General features: G+C 41.5%; 19 protein-coding genes and 1 riboswitch. Of the genes, 5 read left to right on the top strand and 14 right to left on the bottom strand.

What is annotated here, in order from left to right; all coding sequences use genetic code 11:
• The first annotated feature begins 383 nt into the window (after nucleotides 1-383).
• Nucleotides 384-839: an RNA recognition motif domain-containing protein gene (locus VSA01S_RS14930; RefSeq protein ID WP_039980980.1), complete on the top strand. Its 456-nt coding sequence runs from the start codon at nucleotides 384-386 to the stop codon at nucleotides 837-839.
• Here the strand turns inward: VSA01S_RS14930 and murI are convergent.
• Nucleotides 802-1,608, bottom strand: coding sequence for a glutamate racemase (murI, locus tag VSA01S_RS14935; RefSeq protein WP_039980978.1), 807 nt, complete (start codon nucleotides 1,606-1,608; stop codon nucleotides 802-804). The two genes, VSA01S_RS14930 and murI, sit on opposite strands and share 38 nt — an antisense overlap.
• A 127-nt stretch (nucleotides 1,609-1,735) precedes the next feature.
• Complete coding sequence (locus VSA01S_RS14940) at nucleotides 1,736-3,583, bottom strand: TonB-dependent receptor domain-containing protein (RefSeq protein ID WP_039980976.1); 1,848 nt, start codon at nucleotides 3,581-3,583, stop codon at nucleotides 1,736-1,738.
• Between the two features lie 53 nt (nucleotides 3,584-3,636).
• Nucleotides 3,637-3,837, bottom strand: a riboswitch (cobalamin riboswitch).
• Nucleotides 3,838-4,022: 185 nt separating this feature from the next.
• Here VSA01S_RS14940 and trmA point away from each other — a divergent pair.
• Nucleotides 4,023-5,132, top strand: a complete 1,110-nt coding sequence (gene trmA / locus VSA01S_RS14945) for a tRNA (uridine(54)-C5)-methyltransferase TrmA (RefSeq protein ID WP_039980975.1) — start codon at nucleotides 4,023-4,025, stop codon at nucleotides 5,130-5,132.
• 87 nt (nucleotides 5,133-5,219) lie between these two features.
• Here trmA and VSA01S_RS14950 read toward each other — a convergent pair whose 3' ends face one another.
• Together VSA01S_RS14950 and fabR are read right to left on the bottom strand one after the other, a co-directional pair.
• On the bottom strand, nucleotides 5,220-5,585 hold the full coding sequence (locus VSA01S_RS14950) for a YijD family membrane protein (RefSeq protein WP_039980973.1): 366 nt from the start codon (nucleotides 5,583-5,585) through the stop codon (nucleotides 5,220-5,222).
• Complete coding sequence (gene fabR / locus VSA01S_RS14955; RefSeq protein WP_039980972.1) at nucleotides 5,585-6,226, bottom strand: HTH-type transcriptional repressor FabR; 642 nt, start codon at nucleotides 6,224-6,226, stop codon at nucleotides 5,585-5,587. The genes VSA01S_RS14950 and fabR overlap by 1 nt, the downstream gene beginning before the upstream one ends.
• 289 nt (nucleotides 6,227-6,515) lie before the next feature.
• Here fabR and sthA point away from each other — a divergent pair, with 289 nt between their 5' ends.
• Nucleotides 6,516-7,916: a Si-specific NAD(P)(+) transhydrogenase gene (gene sthA / locus VSA01S_RS14960; protein WP_039980971.1), complete on the top strand. Its 1,401-nt coding sequence runs from the start codon at nucleotides 6,516-6,518 to the stop codon at nucleotides 7,914-7,916.
• A 63-nt stretch (nucleotides 7,917-7,979) separates the two neighbouring features.
• On the opposite strand, the gene dinF is transcribed toward sthA, so the two are convergent.
• The 3 genes from dinF to lexA all read right to left on the bottom strand — a co-directional run bounded on the left by dinF (nucleotide 7,980) and on the right by lexA (nucleotide 11,013).
• Nucleotides 7,980-9,341 carry an MATE family efflux transporter DinF gene (gene dinF / locus VSA01S_RS14965; protein ID WP_039980969.1) on the bottom strand — a complete coding sequence of 454 codons (1,362 nt, stop codon included), beginning with the start codon at nucleotides 9,339-9,341 and terminating at the stop codon, nucleotides 7,980-7,982.
• A gap of 110 nt (nucleotides 9,342-9,451) precedes the next feature.
• Complete coding sequence (locus VSA01S_RS14970; protein ID WP_039980967.1) at nucleotides 9,452-10,240, bottom strand: class I SAM-dependent methyltransferase; 789 nt, start codon at nucleotides 10,238-10,240, stop codon at nucleotides 9,452-9,454.
• 149 nt (nucleotides 10,241-10,389) lie between these two features.
• Nucleotides 10,390-11,013 (bottom strand): transcriptional repressor LexA, encoded by a 624-nt coding sequence (gene lexA / locus VSA01S_RS14975; protein ID WP_039980965.1) that lies wholly within the window; start codon nucleotides 11,011-11,013, stop codon nucleotides 10,390-10,392.
• A 369-nt stretch (nucleotides 11,014-11,382) separates the two neighbouring features.
• On the opposite strand from lexA, the gene plsB reads away from it, so the two are divergent.
• Entirely contained in the window at nucleotides 11,383-13,827 is a 2,445-nt protein-coding gene (plsB, locus tag VSA01S_RS14980; protein WP_039980963.1) for a glycerol-3-phosphate 1-O-acyltransferase PlsB, read from the top strand.
• Nucleotides 13,828-13,907: 80 nt separating this feature from the next.
• Here plsB and ubiA read toward each other — a convergent pair whose 3' ends face one another.
• Nucleotides 13,908-14,762, bottom strand: a complete 855-nt coding sequence (ubiA, locus tag VSA01S_RS14985) for a 4-hydroxybenzoate octaprenyltransferase (RefSeq protein WP_039980961.1) — start codon at nucleotides 14,760-14,762, stop codon at nucleotides 13,908-13,910.
• A complete protein-coding gene (locus VSA01S_RS14990; protein ID WP_039980960.1) occupies nucleotides 14,763-15,302 on the bottom strand; it encodes a chorismate lyase in 540 nt (179 codons plus the stop codon).
• 183 nt (nucleotides 15,303-15,485) lie between these two features.
• Here VSA01S_RS14990 and VSA01S_RS14995 point away from each other — a divergent pair, with 183 nt between their 5' ends.
• A complete protein-coding gene (locus VSA01S_RS14995; RefSeq protein ID WP_039980958.1) occupies nucleotides 15,486-15,896 on the top strand; it encodes a flagellar basal body-associated protein FliL in 411 nt (136 codons plus the stop codon).
• 144 nt (nucleotides 15,897-16,040) lie between these two features.
• On the opposite strand, the gene glpG is transcribed toward VSA01S_RS14995, so the two are convergent.
• The 5 genes from glpG to ftsE form a co-directional block, all read right to left on the bottom strand.
• Nucleotides 16,041-16,880 (bottom strand): rhomboid family intramembrane serine protease GlpG, encoded by an 840-nt coding sequence (gene glpG, locus VSA01S_RS15000; protein ID WP_039980956.1) that lies wholly within the window; start codon nucleotides 16,878-16,880, stop codon nucleotides 16,041-16,043.
• Entirely contained in the window at nucleotides 16,880-17,200 is a 321-nt protein-coding gene (gene glpE / locus VSA01S_RS15005) for a thiosulfate sulfurtransferase GlpE (protein ID WP_039980955.1), read from the bottom strand. The genes glpG and glpE overlap by 1 nt, the downstream gene beginning before the upstream one ends.
• Before the next feature lie 422 nt (nucleotides 17,201-17,622).
• Complete coding sequence (gene rpoH / locus VSA01S_RS15010; RefSeq protein WP_039980953.1) at nucleotides 17,623-18,480, bottom strand: RNA polymerase sigma factor RpoH; 858 nt, start codon at nucleotides 18,478-18,480, stop codon at nucleotides 17,623-17,625.
• Between the two features lie 175 nt (nucleotides 18,481-18,655).
• Nucleotides 18,656-19,624, bottom strand: a complete 969-nt coding sequence (gene ftsX / locus VSA01S_RS15015; protein WP_039980952.1) for a permease-like cell division protein FtsX — start codon at nucleotides 19,622-19,624, stop codon at nucleotides 18,656-18,658.
• The gene (gene ftsE / locus VSA01S_RS15020; protein ID WP_039980951.1) at nucleotides 19,614-20,288 is read right to left on the bottom strand and encodes a cell division ATP-binding protein FtsE; all 675 of its coding nucleotides are present in this window, start codon (nucleotides 20,286-20,288) and stop codon (nucleotides 19,614-19,616) included. Before ftsE ends, ftsX begins: the two co-directional genes overlap by 11 nt.
• Nucleotides 20,289-20,297 lie beyond the last annotated feature (9 nt).

Consider the following 20,297-nt stretch of genomic DNA (forward strand, 5'->3'; position numbering starts at 1 on the left):
TCTATATTGTTAAAGAGCTTTCTAACTGACTTTTCGCTTTAGCTTCATGTCGTTAGGGGTGCGTATAATACGCTTTCCAATTTGAGAGTCAAGTATTTTTTAATTCTTTTTCTCATTCCGATTTTCTGCGTGACTTCCGTCTCACTTCCTTTCGGTGGACGTGGAGTATAGGTAATTTCTTATGAGGTGCAACTCTTTTTTAGAAAAAAAATATCAAACGTCTAAATTTTGCACAACAAAGCCTTTAGTGCACATTTCTTCATCACATTTGAGACATATCACAGCAATTGGTTGGAAAAACATCAGGCATAGACGTAATATTTATATGTCTATTTTGTTAATAGTCAGACAAACTCTTATTCTCTATTTATGTAGTAACTAAAATGACATCTAAAAAAAACCTATTCTTGTGTGCTATCTTGGTGATCCTTGGTGGATTAGTTTTCTCTTACTTTTCCGTATCACCTGTAATCAGCTTTGTATTTGGTGTTGTCGCTACCCTTTTCATCTTTACTATTTCAAGCAAAACACCTGTTGTTCAATCTTCGGATTCCGATCCTTCAACTAAAACCTTGTATGTTGGTAACCTCCCATATAAAGCAAATGAGTCAGATGTACGTTCTCTATTTGCTGAATATGGTCAAGTTTTTACTGTCAGACTAATGAAAGATAAACGTACTGGTAAAAGACGAGGATTTGGTTTTGTCGTTATGGCAGCCGATCACGCTCCTACAGCCATAACTCAACTTAATGAACATGAATTTATGGAAAGAAAGCTAAAGGTACGTATAGCTAATGACCCTAAACACCCTGATTCGGGTAGAGTAGAACTGGACTAAAGCCTAAATTAGCTAAGCAATTATTCAGTGCATCTTCTTGCCAAGGAGGTGCACTGGAGTATATTTGTTTACTGCCTTCTGGTGCGTTGAGGTGGTAAGACTCTTCTACAAGTAATGCCTTGATTCGTTTTGCTATCGCTAGGCCAGAATCAATCAGCATGACTTTCTCTCCCATTGCACATGTAATTTCTTCTTTCAATAATGGGAAGTGTGTACATCCCAACACTGCAACATCTATTTTATCCTGCAGAGGTGCTAGGATCTCTTCAAGCTCACTCAGAACAACATCTTTACCACGTAGTTTCTCTTCTGCTATATCAACCAAACGTGTGGAGCCTAATAATTCAATAGGCTTACCTTGAGCAAAGTCACGAATGAGTTCATGAGTATACTGGCGAGTGACTGTCGCTGGCGTAGCAATCAAACCTATCCCTTTATTGGCCAATAACGAAGCGGGCTTGATAGCAGGCACTACTCCCACAACAGGAATCGTTAATTTTTCCCTTAAAGATGGTAAGACAATGGTGCTTGCGGTATTACATGCAATCACCACAATATCGATATGATGACTTTCGACCAAGTTCGTCACTAGGTGGTTTACACGTGAAATCACAACATCTTGAGTCAACTCACCGTATGGGTAAGCTTCATTATCAAATAGATACAAGTAGTCCAGATGCGGTAAAAGCTGATGTATTTCACTAAATACTGACAACCCACCGACGCCAGAGTCGAAGATGAGTACTTTGGGGGGTCTTACTATTTGCACATGCCTTACTCAATAGATAAAAACGCAGTGATCATACTGGTTAGTTTTATTTTGGCAATATTTTGCCTCAATGTCGCCAATATGACCCTGCTTTATAATTATGCTTATTTTATAGGTCTATACTGACTCAAAATCGATAATCGGTTGATATATAGACTTCTCGACCTGGCGTGGCATAGCCATCATACATCTCATAATCCTTATCAAAGGCATTACTCAATTTTAGGTTAGCATTCCAACGTGAGGTCAGCGCATAAGACGCCGTGAAGTTCCACAAGCTGTAACCAGCTAAACGAGTGGAGCCAGAAAAACGTTCGCCTTGATATAAATATTGCGTACCAAGAGTCCATTGGTCAAAGGTCGCATAAGCCGCCCATTTCGCTCCACGTTTAGAGCGATAAGCTAGAGGTTCATTTTTTCCATGTGACTTATCGATCGGATCTTTAAAGTCTAATGATATTTGGTGAGAGATAATGTCCGTATCAAAGTTGAGTTCTAACTCGATCCCTTTTACTTGTGCTTGACCGACATTTTGCATTGTCGCTCCTCCATATATCAGCATATTTATAATCTGATTACGGTAAGCCGTTACCGTCCAATCGACCAAAGCTTGGCGAGCACTGAACGAAAGCTCCGTATTACGAGAGGTTTCAGGTTTTAAGGTCGGCATTTCACTGCCTGGATAATATAAATCAAGAAAGCTAGGAGCTCTAAAAGCACTGCCGCGACTGAAGGTCAGTTCGTAATCTTCAGAAATTTGCCAACCCATCGCAGCTTGCCAAGTGGTATTATTTCCAAACTGATTGTTATCGTCATTTCGCACACTGGCTTCTAACGTCAATTCATCCAAACGGTATTGTGCAATGGCACTTACCCCGATATTCACTCTCGGGTTCTTATCTGGCGCGTAATTCTTTTCAGGTCCCCACTCCGTTGGGGCAAGGTACCCTTTGGCCAACTTTTCTAATCGTGAGTCCAGCCCTCCGCCAATACTTAAAGATTCATTGATACGGTAAGAGTTAAGCCAAATGCCATTAAGTTGTTCAATGGTCACATGGTCACCGGTCGAGGATTGTGCTCCTGCAGTATAATCGTAATTATCTTGTTGACCGTAAGCAAGTTTCAATTCGGATGAATACGCGTTGATATGTTGCTCCAACGAAAGCTCCGCACCGACATACTCAACTTTACCGACTTTCTTGTGTCGTTCAGTATAGCTATTATCGTATTCAAACTCATTGTCATAGGCGGTAAGGCCGATATACCCAGTCATATTATCGCGCAGACGTTGCTGGTAACCTAACTTCAGGTTAAAAGATTCAAAACCGTGCTCATCGCCATCATTCAAACCATGAATAGGGTGAGCATTAAAGCCATCGACTTTCTCATAACCCAATACACCTTTAAGATGCTGCCCTTCCCCCGTCGGTTGAGAAATGATAAACGAACCTGTTTTGTGATTGTTTGCACCATACCCAACAGAAAGAGTGTTCTTATCCGTTTCTAGTTCTGCACGAGTAATAATATTAATCACGCCAGAAATGGCCTCAGACCCATAAATAGATGCACGCGCTCCACGAATATAATCAACCCTCTCTACTACATTAAGGGGGAATTGACTGAAATCGACACTTCCCATCAAACTGCTTGGCATGCGGATACCATCAACCAGAATCAAAACTTGCGATGAGCTACCACCACGGACAAAAATCGACGCTTTTTGGCCGCGCCCACCATTTTGAGCAACTTCAACACTGGGGAGAGTCCGAAAAACATCCAACAAACTGTTGGCTTGCATGCGCGTGATATCTTCTTGGCTCACCGTGACCGTCTGTGCCAGAACAGCCCCATCAACTTGGTCAAAACGGTTTGCGGTCACGATCATTGTATCGTCAACAATATTGGTTTGAGCTTGTGAATAAGAGGTAGGTAAAAGCAGTGAGGTACAAGCACTCACTATCCATTTTTTTTGCATTAGTTTTTCCCAAATCGCGTAATTCATACCGAGCCGATGTTATGAAAAACACCTGAATACCTCGGCTGTTGGCTGGTATTCGGACTTAAGAGCACGGAGTTAACCGCCTACTTGCTCGACTTCCCACATAAATCATGCAGTGTCTGCTTGAACGTTCGTTCTCTATTACCGCTGCGCGTCAGTTCTGGATTTGCGCCAGATTCCCATTTCAGCCATCTAGATTGCTAGCTGGCACCAACTGAGGACAAATAATATTCAGCTCTAGATTTTTTGTCTAGACAAGAGTGCGGTATAGCAACCTACATTGGAGGTTATTTCATGATTAAACGACACAGAACACACTATCTTTATCTCAATCAGTGGACAAAACTGGACATACTGTTGAGATTGAATAAAATCTGCGCTCTTAAACTGAACATGCACCATAAAAGGTAAAATCATGGCGACTCTTGATATCAATCCACAACGCTACCAAGAACAACTGGCAGAGAAGGTCGAACGCCTCACTGGTATGTTTGCTCAATACAACATGCCAAACTTGGAAGTATTTGAATCACCAGAGCAGCACTACCGAATGCGTGCTGAGTTTCGAGTCTGGCATGACGGTGAAGACTTGTACTACATTATGTTCAACCAAGAAACTCGTGAAAAGTATCGTGTTGACCAATTTCCTGCTGCAAGCACTTTGATCAATGAGCTGATGCCAATACTGATCGATAGCATGAAAGACAATGAGTCGCTGCGACGTAAACTGTTTCAAGTCGATTTTCTTTCTACACTCAGCGGCGAAATATTGGTCTCGTTACTTTACCATCGTCAACTTGATGATGAATGGATCCATGAAGCGAAAGCGCTCAAGCAACGTCTCAATGAGCAAGGTTATAACCTCAATATCATTGGCCGAGCGCGTAAAATGAAAATCGTTTTGGATCGTGATTACGTGATAGAAAAGCTCGATGTTCACGGCCAAAGCTACACTTATCAGCAGGTTGAAAATAGCTTTACTCAGCCAAATGGCAAAGTAGCAGAAAAAATGCTGGAGTGGGCGGTAGATTGTACCCGACAAAGTAGTGGCGACTTACTGGAACTTTACTGTGGCAATGGTAACTTCTCTTTAGCATTGGCCCAAAACTTTGAACGCGTCTTGGCCACTGAGCTTGCCAAGCCATCGGTTATCTCAGCGCAATACAATATTGCGGCCAATAATATCAATAATGTACAGATCCTTCGTTTATCTGCAGAAGAGTTTACCCAAGCCATTGAAGGAAAACGCGAATTCCGCCGCTTACAAGATGCAGGCGTCGATCTTAACAGTTACAATTGCAATACTATTTTCGTTGATCCGCCTCGCTCCGGAATGGATATCGATACTTGCAAGATGGTCCAAAATTACGAACGAATTATGTACATCTCTTGTAATCCTGAGACGTTAAAAGAAAATCTAGACATCTTAAGTGAAACACACCACGTGGTTCGTTTCGCCTTATTCGATCAATTCCCTTACACACACCATATGGAAGCCGGTGTGCTCCTTGAGCGTAAGGGCTGAGCATAACCTCAAAATACTCGACTATTAAGTCAAAAAAGCGAGCTCAAGTAGCTCGCTTTGTATTTAATGTCAGCAAAGACTGTGCTTTTATTCGACAGACGCTTTCTTCTCCATGACCCCTAGCTTCTTGCCAATCCAAAGTAAAAGTGCCATCGCAACTAATATAGAGAAGAAGTTCGATCCTGTTTCTGGGTATTGAGCTTTCAAGAAGGCTGAATGACCAAAGACCCCAACAAAGAAACAAGCCAATGCAACCATTGGCAACTCTTCAGAAATAGAATGATTAAGGTATTCTTGATAGAGAGCTTGCACCGCAAGTACAAAAGCAATAAGTGGGAAAATAGAGAAAGAGACTTCACTCATGGTAAACCATGATAACAAAGCATCTCCACAAACACCGGCAACCAGCGCCAAAATTAGCGTTTTCTTTTCAGAGTTGTTTCCATTCGACATTATTCTATTCCGCCTTTTAATCGATTAAGTTGACGTTCTTTTCTGTACCAATAAGCCCCTTTAGCTATCATTCGCAGTTGCATGATCAATCTCTCCGCCAGCTCATCACGCTCGCGCCGTTCTAAATCTAATGCTTCTGCACCAGAGCTAAAGACCAGAGTGACGGAGGCTTCAGCTTGGGTAAAAGCCTCTTCTTTAGTCATCCCTGTACTCATTAAGTACTCCATTAATTCTGCCGCAAAATGCTGAATTTCTCGAGCAACAGCAGTACGGAATTCAGCAGAAGTACCTGAACGTTCTCGCAGTAATAAACGAAAAACATTCGGGCTACTTTCAATGAATTCCATAAAAGTTTCTACAGAGGTTCTAATTACACTACCTTCTTTTACAATGCGTTGACGCGCTTGACGCATCAATTGGCGTAGTAATAAACCACCTTCGTCAACCATTGTGAGACCTAACTCATTCATATCCTTGAAATGACGGTAAAAAGAGGTTGGTGCAATGCCAGCTTCACGAGCAACCTCACGCAGACTAAGATTGGAAAAGCTGCGGTCTGCACTGAGCTGATTAAAGGCTGCGTCAATCAGTGAGCGACGTGTTTTTTCTTTTTGCTGCGCGCGAATTCCCATTGATTTCATTCTAAGTTTGCTCGTTTACCATTGAGTATACAGGTTTCAATATAACGTATATCATCTTAAAGAAGAAAGTCACCTTACCACCAATATACACCAAGCACATTATTATCGAGGGGTAATTAATTGCAATCATATCGGTGCAAATAATTGATGTTCAACATCTCTTCATTACCTTTTACTCAATTCTGCGTGATCACTTCCACTCTCTCATCGCTAACCATGTCCTCTATTTGAGAAATGAGTTAACATCCTGATATTGCAATGTTGAGTAAATATAACAAGGAAAATCATTATGGCTCAAACTCATCACTATGACGTCATCGTAATCGGGAGTGGCCCAGGTGGAGAAGGGGCAGCGATGGGATTAGCCAAAGCGGGGCTGAATGTTGCCATCATCGAAAAAGAAAGCAGTGTAGGCGGAGGCTGTACCCACTGGGGGACTATCCCTTCTAAAGCCCTCCGCCATGCAGTCAATCGCATTATTGAATTTAATAACAACCCGCTTTTTTGTCACAATGACAGCAGCTTACACGTAACTTTCTCTGACATCTTAGATCATGCCAAATCAGTAATCGATAAGCAAACACGACTACGTCAAGGCTTTTACGATCGAAACATGTGCACTCTACTTTTTGGTACCGCCCGCTTTATTGATAAGTACTCCGTCGCCGTGATGCAAAGTGATGGTACAGAAGAGATCTTCACCGCCGATAAGTTTGTTATCGCTACTGGCTCTCGCCCTTACCAGCCGGACGATGTCGACTTTTTACACGAACGAATCTACGATAGTGATTCTATCCTTAGTTTAGAGCATGACCCTCGCCATATTATTATTTACGGTGCCGGCGTCATTGGTTGTGAGTACGCCTCTATTTTTCGCGGTCTTGGTGTCAAAACAGACTTGATTAACACTCGAGATCGCTTGCTGTCTTTCTTGGATAACGAAATTTCAGATGCCTTATCCTATCACTTCTGGAACAGTGGTTTAGTCATTCGCAATGACGAGACCTACGATAAAATAGAAGCGACAGAAGATGGTGTCATTATTCATTTGAAATCTGGCAAAAAAATGAAAGCCGACTGTTTACTTTATGCTAATGGTAGAACAGGTAACACTGATAAACTGAATTTATCTGCGGTAGGCCTAGAATCCGATTCACGTGGCCAATTGAAGGTTGACAGTAACTATCAGACGGCAGTTGAACATATCTATGCAGTTGGTGATGTTATTGGCTATCCAAGTCTAGCAAGTGCTGCATATGATCAAGGGCGTTTTGTCGTACAAGCCATTACCAAAGGAAAAGCAGATGGACATTTAATTGAAGATATACCAACAGGAATCTATACCATTCCTGAAATAAGCTCGGTCGGTAAAACAGAACAAGAACTGACGGCAGCAAAGATTCCTTATGAAGTTGGTCGTTCTTCTTTTAAACATCTCGCACGTGCTCAAATCGCTGGAAAAAATGTCGGCAGTTTGAAAATCCTCTTCCATCGAGACACCAAGGAAATCCTTGGTATTCACTGCTTCGGTGAACGTGCATCAGAAATCATCCACATTGGCCAGGCTATAATGGAACAAAAAGGCGAAGCCAATACGATTGAATATTTTGTTAAAACAACGTTTAACTATCCAACCATGGCTGAAGCTTACCGTGTCGCAGCTTTGAATGGTTTGAATCGCTTATTCTAAAACTCTCTTTACAAATAAAAACAGCAGGTACTCATCTGCTGTTTTTATTTTATGACTCACTGACTACTCAGAGGCTTGATGGCTTGGCAGAAACTGACCGTTCCGCCACTGATAGCAAAAAATCCCACCTAACCCTACCCCACGCATCAACATAAAACTCGTCATGGCAAACCATAGAGCATGATTTTGCCAAGGAGAAAATAAGTAAAAAATAACAAAGAAGCAACACGTCGCTAAAAACATACTATTACGCATCTCTTTGCCCTTAGTGGCACCAACAAAAATACCATCAAACAGAAAACACCACATTGCCACCAATGGCATGGCCACCAGCCAAGGAAGGTAGAACGATGCCTGTCGCTGAACCGCCTCAATCGACGTGATCATGGCGATCAAGTGCGATCCAGCTAGAGCGAAAATTATCGTTAAACCAGCACAGATGATCACACTCCAGAAAAAAGTCCCGACCAAAGAATCACGCAATTGCTCACTATCCTTAGCCCCAATCGCTTTGCCAACCATGGCCTCTATCGCATAAGCAAAACCATCCATACCATAAGAAATGATCATTAAAAAGCCCATTAGCACCGCATTGGCAGCCACAATATCATCGCCAAAACTGGCTCCTTGGAAAGTCATAAAACTAAATGTGGCTTGCAAACACAGTGAACGTAAGAAAATATCTCGGTTGAGTTTGATGAAGCGGCTAATTTGATGTTGAGCATAACGCAGCCGCTGCCATGGTGAAGGGAGTTGTCTATGTCGCCATGTTTTACACACACACAATAACCCAAAGATTAACCCAGAATAGTCGGCAATAACCGAGGCTAAAGCTGCCCCTTTAACTCCCCATTCCAGTCCAATCACAAATAACACATCAAGGACAATATTGATTAGATTAGTCAGAATAACCATCCACATTGGCGCTGTTGAATTCTGTGTTCCGAGCAACCAGCCCAAGATAACAAAATTAATTAGGGCAGCAGGAGCACTCCATACTCTTATCGAAAAGTATTCCATGCCATAATATTTAACTTCAGCACTAGCCTGACTCCAGCTAAAAATCAGTTCTGCAATGGGATGATGGGCAAGCAGAAACAGCACCGCAAACAACAGCGCCATTACTCCCCCTTGGACAAAAACCAAAGCCAGTTGTTGACGATCATCCTTGCCAAAAGCCTGAGCCGCTAATCCAGTGGTCGACATACGTAAAAAACCAAGCAACCAAAACGTCACACTTATCATGGTGCTACCAAGCGCCACCCCACCCAAATACCAGGCATGTTCAAGGTGGCCAATAACAGCAGCATCAACTAATCCCAGTAGTGGAACAGTTACATTGGAGAGCACCATAGGAATCGCAAGGGCTAATACTTGACGATGAACTTTAGGGTTGGATAAAGGAGAAAAAAATGAATTTGTCACAGGCACCTCTCTAATTAAGGTAATTAGTGTACCTGAGGCTTTATACCCAAGTAACCTCAAGATGCACTGAATCAAGCACCTTGAAGTCACTTAGGTTATAAGGTCGCCAATTACCACTTAATGTGAACCAACACTGGGGTTAAGCGGTATTTGAGCAATGGGATTTTTTTTAGCCATCGTTGCCACATTTTCCAACGAAGACAGCATGAGTCAATAGGAGAAAGAGCGTGTATCCATTGCACCCAAGGGAACCACGTCAATAGCTGCTTCGTTGGTCTCTCTAACCCATGGGCATAGCGATCTGAGCCAAGCTTCTGTCCTAATTTACTTTCAGTTAAATCCCCGGCTAACACCATACATAATTCCGCGGAAGTAAAGTGTCGGCTTAACACTTGGATAAACTCAATCACTTGTGGTTGTGTACAATCAAGTAAGGCAGTTTCACATAAAATCAAGACAGGCACATTGACAGAGTGAGGCAAACGCTCCAACCAACTCATATCATGTGTGCTACCACAATAATGTTCATATCGCTCGTTGCGATGGAACAAGCGCTGACGCCACAGTAAGTGTTCGGAAATATCTAACTCAATCCAATGGCAACAACCATTGTCTAAACGATAAAAACGTGTATCTAAGCCAGCACCAACATTGATGATCAATCCATAGGGGTTCTGCTGTAGGAATTGATTAACTCGTTGATCACAGAGTTTGGTTAATGTCGCATGTAAAAGCTGCTTTTGCTCGACATCACCATGAAGACAATCTGCTGCCATTTCACAATGAAAACACGCTTTAGCTGCAATTGGATCGTAAACTAATCCATTATCCACCAAGCTTTCACGGCTTCGTAGCAGTAAAGGTTTAAGCAAATGGCTGGGAACTTGGTGTAACGACATAGCACGCCCTTCTCTGAAGAGAAAAACTCACCATGCCACAAATGATAATAACTATCAATATCATTTGTGTGAAAGGTTTACAACGAGGCTTTATCTCTATCGTAAAGCCCAGTTTGAAAACTGGACTTTATGAACGACAACTTCAAGGTCTACATCCAGTCTGTATTACGAATAATGCCTACGGCAAGTCCTTCAATCGTTAAATGCTGCGAAGTCAGATCAACTTGAATTGGAGCAAATTCTTCATTTTCGGCATGTAAAAGAATGGTTGCACCTTTTCTTTCAATTCGCTTGACGGTTACATCATCATCCACTCTCGCAACCACTACTTGGCCATCAGTGACATCTTGTGTTTTATGTACGGCCAGTAAATCGCCATCTAAAATACCAATGTCTTTCATACTTTCTCCATTGACACGCAAAAGAAAGTCAGCCTTTGGTTTGAACATCGAAGGATCCACCTGATAATGAGATTCTACATGTTCTTGAGCTAAAATAGGTTCACCCGCAGCAACTCGCCCAATTAAAGGCAGTCCCTGGTTTTCATTAGCCGCCTCAACATCTAATAAAATACGGATCCCACGGGAGGCTCCCGGAATAATTTCAATCGCTTGTTTTCGTGCAAGCGCTTTTAAGTGCTCTTCTGCGGCATTCGCAGAGCGAAAACCCAAATCACGCGCAATTTCTGCACGAGTGGGAGGCATTCCAGTTTCATCGATTTTGGATTTAATCAAATCGAAGACTTGCTGCTGGCGCAGAGTTAACGGCTTCATAGGTCACCTGTCTTTTTATACAGTCAACTGTGAGTATATCCAGTAAATGAATAAATGAAAACCCAATTGGTTGTTTTTTAGTTTATTTACCCTTCTTTCGTGGTTTAGTCACAAATCAAGTAATCAGAAAAACTCAATAATACAGTATGCAACTCCTATTAATTAGGCTTTCCCCCTTTAGTTTGGTGTTTTTTTAACCAATAAAATTAAAAGGTTTGACCAGTTTCTGTTATTCTTGCCACACTTAAAATTTATTGCTTAACCTTATCATGCATCCAGTCGAATGTTTCTCTCACCTAATGAAGAGAAGATTATAAATTTGGAAATAAGGGGAAGTACGTTTGCATATCTATTGAGGCTGTAAACTCTATGTCTTGTGGACAATCATTTTCACGCTCATTACTTAAAATACCTCTATCTGTGATGGTAAAAGGCACCACTATCCCATCAAATCCAATTGATGATCTTAACATTGACTTGGCAAAGCCAATCGTTTACGCCTTACCATTTCGATCAAATGTTGACTTGCTTACTTTGCAAAAACAAGCAAAGCACTTGGGATTACCAGATCCTCTGAGTCGGTTAGAGATCGGTGGAAAGATGCTAAATCGTTACGTCTTCATTTCCTCAACTCCGAAGGTCGTAAGCAGCAACCATAATATACCTAGCTCTTCAATAGCCTTGTTCACCGACCTTCTTGAGCTCCATAAGCAAGAGAAAACGTTAGATATTCAAGTTATCCCTGTATCTGTACTGTGGGGACGCAAGCCCGGTAAAGAGGAGCAGGTTAAGCCCTATTTACAAAGCATGAATGGTGCACAAAAAGCCATAGCTTTGATGACAGCTGGTAGAGACTGCTTAGTGCGTTTCAGCCCAGTGGTCTCATTACGTCATATGGCTGACGCTCACGGTACAGATAGTGCGATTGCTCATAAACTTGCTCGAGTAGCACGTATCCACTTTTCACGCCAAAAACTCGCCGCATCGGGTCCAAATCTCCCACAGCGTCAGGTTTTATTCGCCCGTTTAATGCAATCACCCGCAATTGAACAAGCGATTGAGAATGAAGCAAGAAGCAAAGATATCTCACTAGAAAAAGCACATCGGATGGCACATGATATCATGGATGAAATCGCAGCAGATTTCTCATATGGTCTAGTTAAAAATGGCGACCGTATTATGAGCTGGCTATGGAATAAACTTTATCAAGGCATACACATCAACAATGCCTCGACCGTACGTCGGTTAGCGCAAGATGGTCATGAAATTGTCTACGTTCCTTGCCACCGTAGCCACATGGACTACCTACTGCTGTCATACGTACTTTATAATGAAGGAATGGTACCTCCACACATCGCAGCTGGTATTAACCTTAACTTCTTTCCTGCTGGCCCAATATTCCGTCGTGGTGGTGCCTTCTTTATTCGCCGTAGCTTTAAAGGCAATAAATTGTACTCAACAATCTTCCGTGAATATCTAGCAGAGCTTTTCACGAAAGGTTACTCCGTTGAATATTTCAGCGAGGGAGGACGCTCACGTACCGGACGTTTACTGCAAGCCAAAACTGGCATGTTAGCGATGACGATACAAGCAATGTTACGTGGCCTGAACCGCCCAGTAACATTAGTGCCCGTTTATATTGGCTACGAACATGTCATGGAAGTGGGGACTTACGCGAAAGAATTGCGAGGTTCACGAAAAGAAAAGGAAAATGCGGGTTTGGTACTCCGTACTCTACGTAAACTGCGTAATTTTGGCTTTGGTTATGTAAACTTTGGGGAGCCGATTCAACTCAACCAATATTTGAATGAACACGCACCAGAATGGACTAAAGATATCGACCCAATTGGCGGCAATAAACCACAGTGGATGACCTCTGTGGTGAACGATCTAGCCAATAAAATGATGACTCATATAAATGATGCTGCAGCGACTAACGCATTAACTCTCTGTGCTACAGCTTTACTTGCTTCTCGGCAACGAGCACTTTCACGTGACTCTCTTATTCATCAAATTGAATGCTACCTTGATGTATTAAAGAATATCCCTTATTCAAGCACTTTTACTGTTCCTAAAGAAAGTGCTGAACAACTAGTTAATCACGCTATTTCATTAGAGAAGTTTGTCCTAGAGACAGACAGCATGGGCGATATCATATCTCTTGATCGTAACCAATCGATCTTGATGACATATTACCGTAATAATATCATTCACTTATTTGCCCTTCCTTCATTAATTGCCCAAATCGTTATTCGTCGAGGTAATTTAACCGTAGAAAGAATTCAACGCGGTGTTGCTCAAGTTTATCCTTTCCTTAAAAAAGAACTCTTCCTTAGTTACCAAGAAGAAGAGCTCAACGACTTGGTATTAAAAACACTGGATGAGTTGACCAGACAGAAAATGATATATATAGATGATGAAAAAGTAGAGATCAATCAATCCAATTGCCAGCCTTTGGTTCTTCTTGGTCGTACCATAAGTGAGACTTTACAACGTTACTCAATTACGATGAATTTACTCCTAACTAATCATGAACTAGGTAGATCAGAGCTGGAACAAAAAAGCCAAGATATTGCACAGCGCTTAGGCCGTTTACATAGCATCAATGCCCCAGAATTTTTTGACAAAGGTGTTTTCAGCGCCATGTTTAGTACATTAAAAGAAGAAGAGTATTTAGATACTGAAGGCAACTGTGCAACGGATAAAACACAGCAACTTGCTAAATTGCTATCAGTGTTACTGTACCCTGAGGTCAAGCTCACTATTGAAGAAAGTATCCACCAACTTCAGGGGCAGCACGACAATAAAAGCTAACATGATCATCGTTCTTAACGAAGAAGGCATCCAACTCTGGATGCCTTTTTTGAATTCAGGTTATATTCAATCAGCTTTGATTACCAAAAAGCAATCAACAACCCTACCGCTACCACCATCCCAATGTAGTTATTATTGAGGAAAGCGCTGAAGCATTGCTCACGCTCACGATGACGAATTAAGTGTTGCTGATAAGCAAATAAGGCACCGACGATTAAAATCGCCCAGTAGTAGCTTTGTCCAAGCTGGTAATACACACCGACTAATACCAGCATTGCCAGTGTCATCAACTGTAATATTCCTATGGCCAGTTTATCATGACGACCAAAAAAAATAGCCGTCGATTTTATGCCGATATGAATATCATCATCACGATCTACCATCGCGTATTGTGTGTCATAAGCAATAGTCCACAGTGCATTAATGGCAAATAAAAACCAGACATTCCAAGGTAAGCTTCCCGTTTGAGCCGCCCAAGCCATTGGAATTGACCAACTAAAAGCCAATCCAAGAAACAACTGAGGAAAGTGAGTATAGCGTTTCATGAATGGATAAATAAATGCCAAAACAACCCCAACAAACGACAACTGAATCGTTAATGTATTCATAGTTAGCACTAATAGAAATGACAAAAAAATGAGTACAGAAAATAAGCCAATTGCTTCCTTTCCTGTGACCAAACCAGCCGGTAATGGCCGTAGTTTAGTACGTTTAACATAACCATCAACATGACGATCGGCAAAATCATTGATGACACACCCTGCACTGCGCATCAAAAATACACCTAATACAAATACCCCCAATACATACCAGCTTGGTAGACCTTGAGCAGCAATGATGAGCGACCAAATTGTTGGCCAAAGTAACAGCAATGAACCAATTGGGCGGTTCATACGCATCAATAGCCAATACGCTTTGGCTTTTTGTAACGACATTTACTCCGAATCCTCAATATAAATAGGTGAAGAAGGTAAAAAGAGCTCTGCCACCAACATGGGTTTATGATTCATCCAAAGCCTTGAACGACGGGCTAAAAATCGTTGTGTTCCAAGGTAAGCCCAACCCACTTGCAACGCATCACGTTCAACATTAGCGGCACTGAACACAGTGACTCCCAGTGGCACCTCTCCTTGCTGGGAAAAATCGTACTGCTGATCAATTAAAGTTGAATTTGGAATTAGTGTCCGCCCAATGATCCAGTCGATCTCATCTCCACGCAAAATAACTTCACGCAATAGACAATCTTGTTCAGACAACAGTTGGCTTTCCTCACTCGATAGTGACTCAGCTTTAACAATGTGATTATGCACCTGTGAGACTGTAAAATCCTGACAAGTTTGGCTTAAACGGCGCGACAGCGAGCCTTGCTCTTCAAGCCAATGACGAGTACGTTCATTTGGGTATTCAAAGCTATTAGGGTTTTGCCACTCTACTTCCACTAAGGAAACAAGATAAGGTGATATTCGCTTATTCATACTAGTATTCAATTAAGAGCTTTATGCATACAATAAAGTCGTTACTTATAATTTCATTAATACATAACCAAGTGACTCCAAGAAGCTTGGGTATAACAAATGTCGTTATTGGTTTTAGTCATCCATTGTATCAAGACTAAAGCCATTCGAATATCACGATCCAGAGAAAGAAAAGTTAGAAATATGTACAAACGTTATATGAGCACCATCATTTTTGCCTTAAGTCTGTTTACATCAAATCTGAGTTTAGCAGCAGACAAGCCCGTCGAATCACAATTAGCCTATTTTACGCTAGAGCCAGACTTAACCACCAATTTCCACACCAGTGGTAAAAAGCTTGGTTACGTTCAAGTTAGAATTGACATTATGGTCATTCGTCAACAAGATCTTACTATTGTTGAACATCATCAACCATTGGTCAGAGATACAGTAATCGAGTTACTTGGAACGCAAAGCGAAGACACCATAAAATCTTTATCAGGCCGTGAAGATCTCCGAAAAACCTTAGTGCATAAACTGAATGAGGTTCTACTATCGGAAACTGGAAAAACTGTCATTGCTGATTTACTCTTCACTAAATATTTATATCAGTAAGACTATTAATATCTCTTTCTGAAGCGTAATAAGCCTCTATTTTATTACCTAATTAAGATATTCAAGATGAATCTTAATAAAAAGACCGCCAATACAAAGGCAGTCTTTTTGACTTGCTAGAAGGCAACCATAACAAAGTGGAGATCATTTAGGTTGATACTTGTATTTACCTGAATCAAACAACGCAACCAAAATACCAGATAACAAACCAACTAAGTGCGCTGTATTAGCAAGGCTCATAAACGGTATCACAAATCCTAGAACTAACCACACTAACATAAAACCAATTAGACCATTAGGCAAAGCAAGTCCTAAATGCGGCAAGCGTATCCCTAGTACCCATAAATAACCTAAAAGCGCGTACACCACACCCGAAAGACCACCAAAATTTGCCCCTTCCACGTAAAACTGTCCAATCCCAGATAAAGCAGCAGAGATCAAAAATATTTGCACTAACTTTCCAGATCCTAACCGACGCTCAATGTCTCCTCCAAGCTGCCACCACCATAGTAGGTTAAAGATAATATGAGTAATCGAAAAGTGTAATATTGCATGACTTACCCAACGCCAAACTTGCCATTTCTGACCTTCCAAAGCAGGAAAATGTAGTTGTGTGAAGAGTGCTTGGCCAAATCCCATCAACTGCAACCCGTAGATGACACAACATAACAACATGATAGAAAGTGTAACCGGACCCGCTTTCGCTTTGATCATCGTTATCAAATTCGGACTAGCGTAATGAAATTGATGATTACGACTTTCGGCCAATTGCCATGAAGCTGCACTGTATTTGCTCGCCGATGGATTACTTAAAAAAAGCTTTAGCTCAGCCTCCACTTCTGCTTCATGCTGGCTATCGGCTAACCACAAGGCAAATTGCCCATCACCTTCTGGCATCATTTGCAATGAAATATCATGCGCAGCCATATAGTCAACAAATGCCTGTGCCACTCTCGGGTTGTTAAATGTAGCCAATCTCTTCATCAATTTCTCACTATCGGTAGTTCAGCACGCTGCCAAGCTTCAAAGCCGCCATCAACGCTGTATACATGTTCAAAGCCTTGGTTGATCAGATACTGAGCAGCCCCTTGGCTACTAATACCGTGATAGCACATCACCAAAATAGACTGCTCAAACTCTATATCATTGATAAAAGAGACCAAAGAGTCATTGGTCAGATGAAAGGCTGATTTTGCATGAGCAACAGCAAAAGATTGAGGATCGCGAATATCTACGAGTACCGCTTCGCTCTGCTCAAGTAAAGCTTGAGCGCTCTGTACGTCAATATGTTGAAACTTGTCCATTTACGTTCTCGTTTTTGTTCAATTTTGCTGCCATTATAACCTATCCAGAGCCAAACTTAGACACAGAGAAGATCGAGAGATTATTACCTGTTCATATTATAAACATCTGTGGATAAGGCTGTGGATTGCGTTAATAAAGTGTATTGGCTTAATTTGATCTACTATATATAGTGATGATCTTGATCTATCTGTGTATAGATCAATAACTATCCCCAAAAAAAAACAAGCCTTTATGCCTTATTTCATATAGCTTTCGAACAGTTGATGAATAATTACTTCACAGAGTTATACACAGGCCAATCTAGCCCAAAGATCGAGAACACCTATCTTTTCGATCGGCAAAAAAAACTGAGATCAAATGATCTCAGTTTTTGTAAATCAAATTATAACTTCAAGAGTCTAATTATTGATGAATTAGGAAATTAAAGTTCGCCAACGGCCAATTTCAGCTTCTTCATTGCATTTTTCTCTAACTGACGAATACGCTCAGCAGAAACTCCATATTCATCCGCCAGATCTTGTAACGTTGATTTATTATCATCTAGCCAACGAGAGCGGACAATATGCTGGCTGCGTTGATCTAGACTTGCCAGAGCGTGACCTAAACGATTATTGGTATGCTCTTCCCAGTTCGCAGCCTCGATATTATCGGCAATATCAGATGCTTTATCTTCTAGGTATATCGTTGGTGCTGTATAAGCATTAGAGCTGTCGGCTTCATCAATAGGCATGTCAAATGCAGAATCAACTGCAGCTAAACGAGATTCCATTTCACGAACTTCTGCAGGTTCAACACCCAGTGCTTGTGCAACTGTTTCAACCTCACCATTATTAAACCAACCTAAGCGCTTTTTAGATTTGCGTAAGTTAAAAAATAGTTTACGTTGCGCTTTAGTGGTTGCAATTTTGACGATTCGCCAATTACGAAGTACATATTCGTGAATTTCGGCTTTGATCCAATGCACGGCAAAAGACACTAATCGCACCCCTACTTCAGGGTTGAATCGCTTAACTGCTTTCATTAGGCCAATATTGCCTTCTTGCACGAGATCGGCCATCGGTAAGCCGTAACCAGAGTATCCTCGAGCAACATGAACGACGAACCTCAGGTGAGATAAAATCAGCCCTTTCGCCGAGTCAATTTCACCGTTGTAGTGTAATCTTTCTGCCAAATCACGCTCTTCATCTGCTGTCAGCATTGGGTAACTATTAACAGACCGGATATAGCTATCAAGGCTATCTTGCGTGACTAGAGCCATCGGATACGCTTCTTTTGTCATTCCATTCCTCATCAATCTCTGATCTTGAGCATCGTTTTGTACTGTAACTCAACCTACTTGAATCTAACATGAACAAATTTCAAACAGGGCAAACTATTATCCACAAACACGTCACCTAAACAAGCTCTAGGTGACATTTTACGCTAATTAATACCTATAGTAGGACCATTTCAAGCTAAACTGGTTCAATTTCTTTCAAGTGACGTTGAGCAGAAACTCTCGCCGCCGCACAGCCAATCAAGCTTCCGATCACCATCAGAAGTAAAGATTCATCCCAGTTTAACCCAATTAGGCGAAACTGGCTGTCATAAAGTGTAGCCAATTCAGCAACTGCGTTATTCATAACAAAGGTGATAACAGCAGTGACAAACCAAGCAATGAAAGCTCCTAGCACACCGAACCACATACCTGTATATAAGTAAGGACGAAGAATAAAACCGTCTGTTGCTCCGATCAACTTCATCGTTTGAATTTCTTCTTTATTGGCAAGTACATTAAAACGTAAGGTATTACCGACGATCAAAAATACCGCACCCAACATCAATAAAGTTAGAGTGATAACGATAATACTCGCTAAATTTTTTATCGCATCCAAGCGAACCAGCCAATCTTCATCTAATCTGACATCTGTTACATATTCAAGCTTTGAGATTTTTTCAGCCAATAACTTGATATCACGTTTTTTTTCTGAGCTTGGAGCGATTACCAACACACCAGGTAAAGCATAGCCATTTAACAAACTCAATGCTTGATCAAAACCTGCATATTGGCTTAGATCCGAAAGACCTTGTTGTGGTGAAATATATTCGACTTTTTTAACGAGTGGCCAGGTCTCAATTTGGTCCTTAAGTACCATCACCCTTGCATCCGCCATACCTTCTAGTAAGTAAGCACTCACCTTCGATGGAGAAGCAACATTCTCTGCTGCGCTGGCAAGGTTTTTTCCCAATAAATACACACAAGCAGGCATGGCAAGAGCCATAGAGATCACTGCTAAGGTTAAGATATTACCTAAAGGCCGATGCCACAATGCACGAAAAGAGATTTTTGCTTGCTTGATATGAGAGGTAAGCACACCATCCGTATTCACTCGAAGTTTACCGCGTCCCTTACCTTTTTTATGGGTTCGCTTGTTACTTTCCATAATCTTCAACCTCACTCAAAAAGCCTTGGTTCAACTCAAAATGTCGATATTGTGGGCGAGAGTTGACTAAGCCGATATCATGAGTTGCGATAAGGATAGTTACCCCTGCACGATTAAATTCTTCAAATAAACGCAGAATACGACCAGATAAATCAGGGTCTAAGTTCCCTGTAGGCTCATCGGCAACTAATAATGTTGGTCTATTTACAACCGCACGAGCGATACCTACTCGTTGTTGTTCGCCACCCGATAGCTGGCTTGGCAGGCAGCGAGCTTTATCAAGCAAATCGGTTTTGTCCAAAGCAGCCGATACACGACGTTTGATTTCATTTTCAGAAATAGCTTCAATACGCATCGGTAAAGCAACATTATCAAAGACACTACGATCCATAAGTAGGCGGTGATCTTGAAAAACGATTCCAATATTACGACGCAAAAAGGGAATATCTTTAGGCGAAATGCGAGTGATATCATGACCATTAAAATGCACTTTGCCATCGCTTGGGCGTTCGATCGCACATATCAGTTTCAACAAAGTACTTTTACCGGCTCCGGAGTGCCCTCCCAGAAATGCCATTTCTCCACGTCGAAGATGAAAGTCAACTTTCTGTAAGGCTTGTCTACCACCTCGATAAACTTTGCTAACTTGCTGGAATTGAATCACAGTGAATTC

The sequence above is a fragment of the Vibrio sagamiensis NBRC 104589 genome (genome assembly GCF_007990935.1).
Taxonomy (GTDB): domain Bacteria; phylum Pseudomonadota; class Gammaproteobacteria; order Enterobacterales; family Vibrionaceae; genus Vibrio; species Vibrio sagamiensis.